Genomic DNA, 486 nt, shown 5'->3' with positions numbered 1-486 from the left:
GCAATTCAACAGGGATAAAAAACTTGCGGGCTATTCGCTTCGCTCAATTTTAGCCCACAATTTTTTACCCGTTAATCGGGCGTTAGGCATACAAGGAGATATCGTGGCAAGGCATAACTTTTCAGATTTATTTGACTTATATCCAGCAATAATTAGCGAGATGCCAACTGAGTTTACTAGTCATCAATTCATTCTAAAGCTTGCACAAAAGAACCAACCTGCTTATGTTCAAGCTTTATCTGCATACTGCGAAAAAGGTGAACCTTTCTTAACTGTGCATCAACAACTTTCAAAGCAATTAGCTAAACATCATGAGCTAATAAAACCTTTAGGTGACAAACCAAGTAAAGATATTTTTGGTAATTCCAATAGTTGCAAGGCATGGTTAAAGTATGCCTAACAAACGCTTTAACCAAGGGACGCAAAACAGCAGGCTTGCGCTCCTTCGTCGCTAATTTTAGCCTGCTATTTTGCGCCGGTTAAGCG

1 protein-coding gene is annotated in these 486 nt (G+C 39.5%); it reads left to right on the top strand.

Translation table 11 applies throughout. From position 1 onward, the window contains the following. On the top strand, nucleotides 1-400 hold a 400-nt coding region (locus tag CEX98_RS15815; RefSeq protein WP_206780897.1), incomplete at its 5' end, for a hypothetical protein. Nucleotides 401-486 lie beyond the last annotated feature (86 nt).

Source organism: Pseudoalteromonas piscicida (genome assembly GCF_002744175.1).
Lineage (GTDB): Bacteria > Pseudomonadota > Gammaproteobacteria > Enterobacterales > Alteromonadaceae > Pseudoalteromonas > Pseudoalteromonas piscicida_B.
This window is presented reverse-complemented; position numbering and strand designations above follow the sequence as displayed.